Consider the following 11,326-nt stretch of genomic DNA (forward strand, 5'->3'; position numbering starts at 1 on the left):
GAGGAATAAGATGAGATAAAGTTTCCTGGATTTTTTTGCTGTTTCTCATTGTAGCTCATTTACTTCACTTTTGATTATTAATGCTTTCCTATTGTTCTATTTTAATCGATAATTGTTTTTCTCTCGGTCATTCTATCTTAGTGATTCTTTCTTTGTCTTTATTTCTGTAGTTATTTAATGACATCTCAGCAGCGACATTCGTTAAGTTCAAATTCATCTTACTGTGCAAACGTTCGTCAGATTCCATCATCCAATATTCAATATCTTATTATCATTATTTTACCAATTTACGGTAATTATTCGTTTGTCTAATGCTTATCCGTTTATTTTCTCAGCCATTGCGGTGCCCACCAATTCCATTTTCCTAGCAGCTTCATTAATGATGGCATCAGCAGCATTCGGATAATGGTTGCATCGATAAGGATTGCTGCAGCTATGCCAATACCGAGCTGTCTCACCCCGACAACATCACCGAATGCGAACGGTACAGTTACAGCGATGATGATTGCTGCTCCGCAGTTAATAATTCTGCTTATCGAGGACATTCCTATTAGGATGGCCATTTCATTGTCCTGCGTTCGCTCATATTCCTCGTAGATTCTTGATACGAGAAACACGCCATAATCCATGCTGATCCCAAATGCTAAGCCAAATATGAATACGGGTATCATAATGGCAATGCTGCTTGGCTCCATACCGAAGAGCCCTTCCTGATAGATCCAGCTTATAATTCCGAAGGCTGCCCCCATGCTCAAAAAATTCATGATGATCGTTTTCAATGGAATGAGAATAGAACGAAATGCGAGGAATAACACGATATAGTTGGATACAATCACAAATAGGAGCACATATTTCAAATTGTTGAAAACATCATCATACACCTCTTGCTGATACTTCGCTTCGCCGCCAAGTAAAAACGGGAAGTTGGATTGTTCACCTCTCCGCTCCCATTCCCTCAACCAGCTCCTAACTTTTTCTGAAGCAGGGTCTCCGTGCACCATAACTCGTATGAGCATTTCATGATCATTCACTTCTGGTTCGGCCATTACTGCTGCGACTAGTGGATCACTCGTTAATTGCTTTATAAGCTTAGATTTCTGTGACGCAGTGTCGTAACTCAACAGATCACTATTTCCTATAGCAACCAGATACACTTCCGAACTTCCTTGAGGATTGAATTGCGTTTGGTAGTCTTCATAGGCAATTCGGCTGGCATAGCCAGGCGGCAAAGAAGATGCATCCGGAATACTAATGGTCATGCGTGCTAGTGGTAGTAAACAAATGATCAATAGTAGTACAGCAACCAGGACATGCCGAATTGGTCGTTTAAGCACATAACGTGACATGAACAACCATTTATTGCCCTTGTTAAATATAGAAATATGCCGTTCTTCTTTTATAGCTGGCCACATAACGGTAAGAAGCGCTGGAACGAATGTTAATGCTATTAATAATGATATCGCTAATACAAGTGCAGCACTAATCGCAATCGAGGAGAACATCGTCAGTGGTACGAATAGCACTCCGATCAGTCCCAAACAAACGCATACACCGGAGAAAAAAACAGCTCTTCCTGCTGTCATCATTGTCATAACCAACGCCTGTTTGGCAGAGTACCATTGCAATTGCTCACGGAAGCGGCTGACAATCATCAGAGCAAAATCGATGCTAAGCGCGAATCCAACCATCGGGATAACGCTTAGCACAAAGTTGGATAACTCGGTTACCGTACCCAGTCCATACACGATACCCATCGTGCCCATTACCCCGATCATGCCGGCGATTATCGGAATAAGTGCAGAGCGTATGCCGCCGAAAGCTAGCAGCAAAATAACGAAGGCTGCGGGTAAGCCTATTCGTTCTGCTTTAATCAAATCCGTTTGGCTCGCCCTATTCACATCGGCTTGTACAACGGATTTCCCCGTTAGGCTCACCTTAATCTCTCTATGACTAGGCAGTTGCTCACGAATCTGAGCGAACACAGCATTCATTTCATGGGTGCTTTGTTCGAAGGAAAGCAGCGCATATGCAAAATTGCCGTTAAACATCATTTCATTATTTACCGGTGACAGCAAGCCAATGAGCCCATCCAAACCCTGTAATTGGTTCAAGGATTGCTGAATATGTCGCTGAAAAGTCTGAGTAGAAACGTTTTCCTTTTTCTCGAATAGTAAAATAACGGGTTGTTCGGGGATATGAAAATCAGATGCCATTAGTTGTTCTGCTTCAATGAATGATCCATTAGGTACTAAGCCGTGATCATCCAGCACGCTAGGCAGTTTAGGCGCGAAATAACCAAAAAAGAGCATAAACAACATCCAACCTATAAGGATCGTTTTCGGAAATCGATACGCGACGACCGCGAGCAGTTGAAACATCAAGGCCAGACTCCTTTTTGCTTCGAATCACGTTAGACCTTCAATTCATTTCAAACGAGTAGCCTGAACCAACTTATAAGCCAGTCCCGGTGCAACGGGAGCTGCCGCAAGCATCAATCTCGGCAATATCGGCAAATCAAACAGCCATTGCAGCCTTCTTCCCCACTTCATAGGTCCATTGAAGTCTTTATGAATCGCTTGCGAGTATTGCTGTTCCCATTGTGCCAGCGTAATCTCACCTTTCAAGTAGCGGCCGACCAGCGGCGTACATAATCCAGCGGATCGCAAAGCCATCGACATTCCATCACCGCACAGTGGCGGTAGCATGATGGAGGAATCTCCGACACGAGCAATTGATTCCCATGTTAAAGGCTTCCGGCTTAGTCGGACGGGAGCGACGGCAGCTTGTGTTCCTGATAAGGGAACGGCATGAGCCAGTCGCTTGGCAAGCTTCGGATTTCGTCGACAAACTGCACGGATGAAGCCTAATATTGATTTATCTGAATCTACTAGATCAAATTCCTTTCGATCTAGCAGAGCAGCGACGTTAACCCGTCCGCCTTCGATCGGAGAAATGCCCAAATAACCGCCGTCAAAGAAATAGAGTTCAACAACAGAGTCCACGTCTATGCCGGTAAAATGTGATTTTACGCCAATATATTCGTTTTTAGAGTCATACACGTCATGTCTGCCAGGCAGTCCATTCCGATTCGTAGCTCCCCATGCCGCAATAACAGCACGTGCACGGAAAAGCTTCGGCACAGCACAGCCGGCTTGCCTCGTTTCTATCGAATAACAATTGTCACTAAACGTAAGAGCTGTCACGGTCGTTTGCGTATAAAGCTGAGCGCCTGAAGCAACAGCTGCATGGTGTAGTGCCGGATCTAGAGAGTAACGGCTAATCCCAATGGCTGAGCCTGGCAGTGCAATTTCAAGCGCTTGTCCATAACGAAAGTTTAATCGTGTTCGCTCAATGGACATCGGTCTTAGTTCTTCAACATACTGCTCCAAACCAAAGGATTGCAGCATACTTCTAGATTCTGGAGATAGAAATTCTCCACACACCTTATGCCTAGGGAATGCCTTCTGATCAAGCAACACGGTATCCAGACCCTGATCCGCCAATAGCTTGGCCAAGCTGCTGCCCGCCACGCCAGCGCCAAGGACTGCCACATCATGGATAGCCAACGTCATAGGCGATGCCTCCCAAGCTTAACCTGCTGCTCATGTCTAATAAGAACGGCATATCGGAACAACGGCCGCCATGAATAGGTCAAGTCTACCCCTTCGCCGAGTGATTCCTTTAATAGCTCCCAATCAGCGATTTGAAATCCTTTGGCCACGGATAGCGGACCGTCATTTACAATATAACGGTTGCTGGATATAAGGCGCGTCGTCACCCAAACGGCTGACCATGCCAGCCAGTGCCGATGAATGTCATTGATGACCACGCCGAGTCGCGAGAGAGATAACATTTTCAAGATTACTGCTGGCAGTTCTTCTTCCCCAAAATGATGCAGAAACTGCGTTCCGGTAACGATATCGACAGACTGTTCAGACATATCGAATAAATCGTATTGCAGCACGTTTACTCTTGGTTCATGACGGTAGAATTGCTTAGCTTCTTCACAAGCTTCCGTTGTTTTGTCGACAAGCGTAATTGATGCATCGATTCGGTTCATGTCTAACCATTGCAACAGCCGCCGATTAACGTCGCCTGAACCGGAGCCGATGTCCATGATGGATAGATGTTTCGGCTTATTCGCTTCGTTCCACAGCCTCTCGATTCCATACATAGTCGGCGCAGCAGCTGCGAAAATCCGATTCAGCCATCTAAGATGACGGAGCGCTTCCCGAAGCTCAATGCCTCCACTCGTGAAGTCGTCCATCAATTCCGGCGTTACAGCACGTTTGCTGCCTTTTTTAAGCATGAGCTTCAACTAATTTCACTTCTCTTCGTTGGTTGGATGGAACATAGCTGATTTGTACCATTTCACAAGTGAGTCCTGGCCCGAAAGCAAGTGCAAGACCGCTGGCAGGGCCAGCCCCTCGCTCTATTAAGTGCTGTCTCATCTCGTCCAGTACAAACAAAATGGTCGCCGATGACATGTTCCCGAAATCGCGCAGCACGTTACGGCTTGGCCTTGATTGCTCCTCCGTAAGCCCATAGCTATCAACTAGCGTATCGATAATACCTTTCCCACCGGGATGAATGGCCCACAATTCAGGCAACTTATTTTCACCGATGAGCTGCCCAATTTGCTCGGGGATCGTAGCGCCAATCAATTTGGGGATATTCGGTGAAAGATAAAGATCAAATCCGAAGTTGCCGACCTCCCACACCATTTCATCTGCACAATCCGATAAAAGAACGGATCGGTCCGTCCCTAATCGAAATACGCCCCTCGCATACTGTAGTTTCTCCTCTAACGACCCAATCACACATGCTGAAGCGCCATCACCGAAAAAAGACGCGCCAAATAACGCTTCGCGTTCGCTGGAGGGCTGAATGTGAAGCGTACATAATTCGACGCAAACCAATAACACTTTGGCCTTGGCATCACTTTCAATAATGTGCTTCGATAGGTTAATGCCTCTTAGCCCTGCGGCGCAACCGAGAAAGTTAAGCGGCAACCGGTTAACGGTGGCAGCTAACTCCAATTCTCTCACGATAACGGTATCCATACCGGGAAGAAATTGACCTGTACAGCTTACTGTTATCAAATGTGTAATCTCGGACGCCTGTAAGTTGGCATCTTCCATAGCCTTTCTCGCAGCAACTATTGCAAGCGGGACGGATTCTCTCTTATACGTTTTCATACGATCAGCTGTCGTTGGAAGTTCTTCGCCGGACGCCTGAAGAAAGTAACGGCACTGATCAGCCGATTCCAATAAATTCGGCTCGCATGTATACCGTGTCTCTACGCCACATTGTTTAAATATTCGTTTGGCCCAGCGCGCAGAGTCGGGATATTCTCGTAGGGCCTCCGTCAAACGCTGGGACGTATTCGTTTGTTCAAGCTTATAAGCCGGTACGGCTGTACCTATTCCAACAATCGCAATCGCTTGGTTCAATTGGTTCATAGTCGTTCCATCCTCTCCATGCTCGCTTTGAATATATCTATTCGTCGCAGCATTTCAATATGATGGAAATCATAGAATCATATGGACGGATTTTGAAGTGCTGAAATCTTCGTTATTGACACCTCTGACCGATAAAAACAATCTCCAATGGGTAATATAAATAGTAAAAAAAGGAGGTTCAACACGTGCAGACAGTATGGAAAGGCGCAATAAGCTTCGGTCTTGTCCATGTGCCGGTGAAGATGTTCACGGCTACCGAAGACAAAGATATTCACTTTCGCACGATTCATAAGGAATGCGGTATGCCGATATCGAATGTCCGAACATGCTCCCATTGCGGCAAAAAGGTTGAGCAGGAAGATATYGTGAAAGGCTTCGAGTACGAGAAAGGAAAGTTTGTTATTTTCAACGAGGATGAGATCGAATCTCTGAAGCCTGAATCCGCGAAAGTGATTCAGATTCTGGACTTTGTTTCGTTGTCGGATATCGATCCGCTGTATTATCAGAAACCTTATTACCTCTCGCCCGATCTATCTGGCGCCGGAGCTTACAGCTTGCTTCTGGAAGCGATTAAGGACACAGGAAAAATAGGAATTGCCAAAATCTCGATCCGAAGCAAGAGCAGCTTAGCTGCGATTCGTGCAGTAGGCAACTGTTTATGTCTGGAAACGATGCATTATCCGGATGAAATCAGGCCAATCGCCTCGGTCCCGAATCTCCCCGAGCAAACGGTCGTGAACGAGAAAGAGCTTCAGATGGCGAAGCTGCTTATCGAGCAATTAACGGAAACCTTCCAGCCGGACAAGTATACAGATGATTATCGTATAGCACTTACGAACGCTATTCAGCAKAAAATCGCCGGCGAAGGCGTCGATAAAATAACGTCTCCGTCCGAGACTCGTTCCAATGTCATCGATTTGATGGCTGCCCTTCAAGCGAGCATCGAGGCGGCGAAGGCGCCGCCGGCATCACCACCAAAGCCAAAACGCAAAAGCTCGTCTAAACAAACGAAAGAAATCGTATGATTTAGATAAATCGCCCCCAATAAGCCTATCCCTCATAGCAGGCTTATTGGGGGCACTTTAATTGCTACTATTAGCAAGTTCAAGTATGTAAGTAATTTCATCCTTATGGGAATAGTTGTCCGATGTTGGTGTTTCCAATAGGATTGGAAGCTCACCGATGACCGAGGATTGTAATAGCTGCATCATCGCATTTGCTCCGATATATCCCTTGCCAACTTGAGCATGCCGATCCTTAAAAGAGCCGCTTGGATAGACCGAATCATTAAGATGGATCGCCTTCAGGTCGGCGAAATATTCTAATTGGGTCCCCTTCTCTACAAGATCAGCCCAATTATGTCCTGTCCATAATCCGCTGGCGAAGGCGTGGCATGTATCGAGGCAATAGCCGATTAGTTCGGGATAATCCGTCAGCTTGCGAATCTGCACAAGTTCTTCTAGCGTAATACCCATTTTCCCCCCTTGCCCAGCATTGTTCTCAATAAGAAGCAGTGTCTTCCCCTTATAGTTCATGAGCACATTGTTAATCATATTAATCATTAATTTATAGCCTGTAAGAGGATCTCCTGTCCCTTTATATTTGCCAAAATGGACGACCAATCCGATAGAGCCGCATGCATCGGCAATATCAAGATCGTTCTTCAGGGAGCGAATCGTTATCTCCTGCATTTCGGGGTCTTCGACCGAGAGGTTTGTCGGATAAGGCGTATGGGCAACGGAAACAAGACCTTGCTCTTGGCAATACGCTGCACATGCTTCTGCATCTTTGCGATTATAGTCCTTCACCGAAAGACTTCTCGGGTTTTTCGGGAAATATTGAAATGCCGTCGCGCCGATCTTAACGGCTTCCTTTGCTGCGTTAAGATACCCTTTGCTCATTCTCACATGACTTCCGAGCCTCACTTCACTTTACCTCCTCTGCCTATACCGTCTGACTTTTAGTTTTGTCCCCCGTCTCCTTTGTTATGCTGAATGCCACGTATGGGAAAGCTTGAGCTATACGTTTTTTGGGAGGTTATGAATGAATCTGAAACCTATTTCCCCATTTGAACCGATTAGTACAGCATTGCCCCCTGAAGGTGACGAGTGGATAGCCCAAATTAAGTGGGACGGCGTCCGGGTCCTGCTGTATGATGACGGCAGTGAAACAAAGCTTTACAATCGAAGGTTGAACGAAAGAACGTTGCAATATCCCGAGTTGCTTAGTCATAAAACGTTCTGTACAGCCGACTCCATCATTCTTGATGGAGAGATCATCGCGTTCGATCATCATAAACCTTCTTTTCATGAAGTGATGAAGAGAGACAGCTTAAGGCAGCCCGGCAGAGTCAAGCAAGCTGCCTCCCTTATTCCGATCACCTATATGATTTTCGACGTGCTGTACTATAATGGCGATTGGGTGACGGACAGAACATTACAACAACGTCATGCTTTGCTGGAGCAAATCGTCATACCGCAAACCAATGTTCAACTCGCACAAAACTTTGAGGATGGCCAAACATTATTCGAACAGATGAAGCAATATCAAATGGAAGGCGTCATATATAAGGAGCTTCAAAGTACGTATAGGATCAATGGCAAAGACGGTCGTTGGAGAAAACAGAAGGTTATGAAGGACTTGTACGCGGCGGTAGGCGGAGTTACATTCCGTGATAAGACGGTTAATTCTCTCTTGCTCGGTCTCTATACGAATGATCACGAATGGATTTATATCGGTAATGCCGGCACTGGAAAATTAACGCAGAACGATTGGTCGAACCTAACGGAATTGGCGAAACTAATGCAAGTCGACGAAAGTCCATTCACAAATGAACCGGTGCGGTCCAAAGATATCATATGGGTAAAACCTGTCATTACCGTTAAAGTTGAATATTTAGAGCTAACCGCAAATCGAACGATGCGTCATCCCAGCATACAGGCGATTGTCAGTGTAGATAACACTTTAGAATGTACGCTAGAGCAAATAAAAGGTTAGGTTGAGGCCTAGCACCTTAACAAAGCGGAAGAAGATCCATAAACGGATCTTCTTCTTTGCTTATATGATGCTCGCGGCTAATGAGCACCTGAATAGGTAACCGCATCAGTTGTATCCGATGTTGTAACATTGTCAGCCGATTCCGCGCTCGCATCTAGCTTAGCCCGCCCCATGAACGAAGCGGCAAGCAAGGATAAGCCGACAGGAATGATTGCCCATGCGAATGTGCGAACGATAGAGTCGGACAGCATGCTTGTAATCGTCTCGAGCAACTCACCAGGAAACAGCTGCCTCGTCTCAGGCGCAAGCAGCGCATGAGTATCTTCGAAGTTAAGCCCTTCCGGCAGCAGTGCGTCCGTAGATGTACCCTCTCCTGCCAAACTGCTCATTTTGTTCGAGAACGAATGGCTTTGAATTAAACCGAATACAGTGATGCCAAGTGTCATGCCAAGCGATCGCAGGAAGTTAAGCGTTGCGCTCGCCGATCCGCGTTGGCGGTAGGATAAACCATGAATGGCTGTGGTGCTTAACACCGAGAACGTTGCCCCAATGCCTAGACCGATCAATACCATATAGAATGTCACGAGAAGCCTCGATGAATCGGGAGTTAGCGTCGTGACGAGTGCCGTTCCTATACCGAGTAAAGCGAGTGTCGGAACGATGACGCTTCGATAGGAGATTTTCGAGATTAGCATTCCTCCAAGCGTAGCGGTAATGACCGTGCCGATCATCATCGGCAACAGGACGAGACCCGAGTTCGTTGCGGTGCCGCCAAGCACGCCTTGAATGAAAATCGGGATATAGACCGACGCCACGATGAATGCTGCACCGCTGAACAAAGCGGTAAGGATGCTCGTTGTATACAGTCTGTTCTTGAATAAGTTGAATGAAATAATAGGTTCTTCCGCTTTCCGTTCCGCCAGAATGAATGCGATCGCAAGTATCGCGAAGCCGGCGAACAATCCGATGATCTCCCATGAGCTCCAAGCGAATGTTTTGCCGCCAAGCTCAAGAGCGAAGATGAGGCATACAATTGCGCCAAGAAGCGCAGCCGCCCCTAGCCAATCGATCGGTTGTTTCGAGTGCTCATGCGATTCTTTGTAATTGAAGGCTACGAGCGCGAATGCGACTGCGCCAAGCGGCAGATTAATGTAGAAGATCCATTGCCAAGAAATGTGATCGGTAATATATGCGCCTAGTAGCGGACCGAATATGCTTGATAAGCCGAATACGGCGCCGAATAGTCCCATAAGACTGCCTCTCTTCTCGAGCGGGACAGCATCAAGCAAGATCGTGAACGCGATCGGTATAAGCGCGCCGCCGCCAATGCCTTGAATGGCTCTGTAGATCGCAAGTTCGGTAATCGTAGCTGCCGTTCCGCATAGTGCCGAGCCGATCATGAAGACGATAATGCCGAATACAAAAAAACGTTTGCGTCCGTACATATCCGACAGCTTGCCGAATATAGGCATACCCGCCATCTCAGCGACCATATAAGCTGACGTTACCCATACGAATTTGTCCATACCGCCCAGTTCGCCTACGATATTGCCCATCGCCGTTGCGACGATCGTGTTGTCCATGGACGCCATCAGAATGCTGAGCAGCAAACCGGCCATGACTAGCGATACATTTCTTTTCGATAATTGCTTCATTAGTTACCATACACTCCTTCGATTCCATTGGTTGTTTGTCTTGGGTTAAGTGTAAACAAAAAAGTATGACAACTGATTGTCATACTTCGGGATATAAACGGAACATATTTTCAATTTTATTTTTCATCTGCTGACGGAGTATCGCAGGCTCAAGCACCTCTACTCCGTCGCCGAAGCTAAGCAGAATTGGAATCAGCCACCGTTCGCCACGATTCGAGGGATAGCGCAGATCAATGATAAGCGAGCCGTCTTCCTTATACGTTTTGTCCGCGTTATAGAAGAAGTCCAGCGCTTTGGCGAGCGTCTCGACCTTGAAGTGCAGCAAAGCATGCTCGTATATCGTTTCCGTACGATTATACCAATGCCCGCTTTCGTCGGTAGACGGCGCTTCATGTTTGCGAGCGAAATACTCACCCAGCGCCATCAGCTCCGCGATTCGCGACAGCTTGAATTCGCGATAATCGCTTCGCGTTCTGCAATAGCCGAACAAGTACCAGGAATCATATTTGAACAGCAGGCTTACCGGTTCGACATCACGTTTCGCTCTCTCGCTCTTCGCATTCATATATTCGAACCGAACGACTTTTTGTTCCTTAATCGCATTGCGAATCAATCGAAGACTGCCATTGTACGCTCGCTGCGAGCCGATATCCATCGACAGGCTCGGCATCCCGGACTCGGTTTGTAGCGACTGCAGCTTATTGATCGTATCCTGCGCCTTGTCGTYGTCGAATACGGTAGACATCGTATGCAGAATCGTTACTAGCGAGCTCACATCATGCGAGCCAAGCAAGCTTTTGTCCATCTTATACGTATCGATGATGCCGAATCCGCCGTTCACTCCTTGATAGGATACAACCGGGATACCTGCCGCACAGATCGTATCGATGTCTCGGTAGATCGTCCGCTGTGATACGTTATATTTGTCTGCGAGCGACGACGCGGATACGATCTCGTTGTTCAGCAGCATATACACCATGGATATGAGTCTTTCCAGCTTCATGCTTACGCTCCTTCAAAAGGGTCAAAAACCACCGCGACGTTAAAGAAGTTGGCGGTGGTTTCAGATGTTTTGTATGCTATGGTTTGAGCTGAGTCGGGTTCAAAATAAGCTTCATGCCTTCGACCTTAAGCTGATCGACGCGAATGACCCAGTTTTTGAACGATTCATACGTTTCGTCCGAGAAGCCGAATAGCTGCTGCATATCTCCT

The 11,326-nt window shown here is 46.7% G+C and carries 9 protein-coding genes; 2 read left to right on the plus strand and 7 right to left on the minus strand.

All coding sequences use genetic code 11. The features are described from left to right. Positions 1–323: 323 nt before the first annotated feature. The 4 genes from AB4Z33_RS29205 to AB4Z33_RS29220 are packed head-to-tail and all read right to left on the minus strand — an operon-like array spanning position 324 to position 5,462. Positions 324–2,378 (minus strand): MMPL family transporter, encoded by a 2,055-nt coding sequence (locus tag AB4Z33_RS29205; RefSeq protein ID WP_442053273.1) that lies wholly within the window; start codon positions 2,376–2,378, stop codon positions 324–326. Positions 2,379–2,423: 45 nt separating this feature from the next. Further along, a complete protein-coding gene (locus tag AB4Z33_RS29210; protein ID WP_442053274.1) occupies positions 2,424–3,572 on the minus strand; it encodes an NAD(P)/FAD-dependent oxidoreductase in 1,149 nt (382 codons plus the stop codon). Further along, on the minus strand, positions 3,569–4,309 hold the full coding sequence (locus tag AB4Z33_RS29215; protein ID WP_442053281.1) for a methyltransferase domain-containing protein: 741 nt from the start codon (positions 4,307–4,309) through the stop codon (positions 3,569–3,571). Before AB4Z33_RS29215 ends, AB4Z33_RS29210 begins: the two co-directional genes overlap by 4 nt. Next, entirely contained in the window at positions 4,302–5,462 is a 1,161-nt protein-coding gene (locus tag AB4Z33_RS29220; protein ID WP_442053275.1) for a type III polyketide synthase, read from the minus strand. Before AB4Z33_RS29220 ends, AB4Z33_RS29215 begins: the two co-directional genes overlap by 8 nt. Before the next feature lie 185 nt (positions 5,463–5,647). Here AB4Z33_RS29220 and ku point away from each other — a divergent pair, with 185 nt between their 5' ends. Continuing rightward, positions 5,648–6,487, plus strand: a complete 840-nt coding sequence (gene ku / locus AB4Z33_RS29225) for a non-homologous end joining protein Ku (RefSeq protein WP_442053276.1) — start codon at positions 5,648–5,650, stop codon at positions 6,485–6,487. 57 nt (positions 6,488–6,544) lie between these two features. Here the strand turns inward: ku and AB4Z33_RS29230 are convergent, their stop codons facing one another. Next, positions 6,545–7,387, minus strand: coding sequence for a deoxyribonuclease IV (locus AB4Z33_RS29230; protein WP_442053277.1), 843 nt, complete (start codon positions 7,385–7,387; stop codon positions 6,545–6,547). 118 nt (positions 7,388–7,505) lie between these two features. On the opposite strand from AB4Z33_RS29230, the gene AB4Z33_RS29235 reads away from it, so the two are divergent. Beyond that, positions 7,506–8,459: an ATP-dependent DNA ligase gene (locus AB4Z33_RS29235; protein WP_442053278.1), complete on the plus strand. Its 954-nt coding sequence runs from the start codon at positions 7,506–7,508 to the stop codon at positions 8,457–8,459. 77 nt (positions 8,460–8,536) lie between these two features. Here the strand turns inward: AB4Z33_RS29235 and AB4Z33_RS29240 are convergent, their stop codons facing one another. Together AB4Z33_RS29240 and AB4Z33_RS29245 are read right to left on the minus strand one after the other, a co-directional pair. Continuing rightward, positions 8,537–10,114, minus strand: a complete 1,578-nt coding sequence (locus AB4Z33_RS29240; RefSeq protein WP_442053279.1) for an MDR family MFS transporter — start codon at positions 10,112–10,114, stop codon at positions 8,537–8,539. Positions 10,115–10,193: 79 nt separating this feature from the next. Further along, the gene (locus AB4Z33_RS29245) at positions 10,194–11,117 is read right to left on the minus strand and encodes a helix-turn-helix transcriptional regulator (protein ID WP_442053280.1); all 924 of its coding nucleotides are present in this window, start codon (positions 11,115–11,117) and stop codon (positions 10,194–10,196) included. Between the last annotated feature and the right edge of the window lie 209 nt (positions 11,118–11,326).

The sequence above is a fragment of the Paenibacillus sp. 2TAB19 genome (assembly GCF_052115185.1).
Lineage (GTDB): Bacteria > Bacillota > Bacilli > Paenibacillales > Paenibacillaceae > Pristimantibacillus.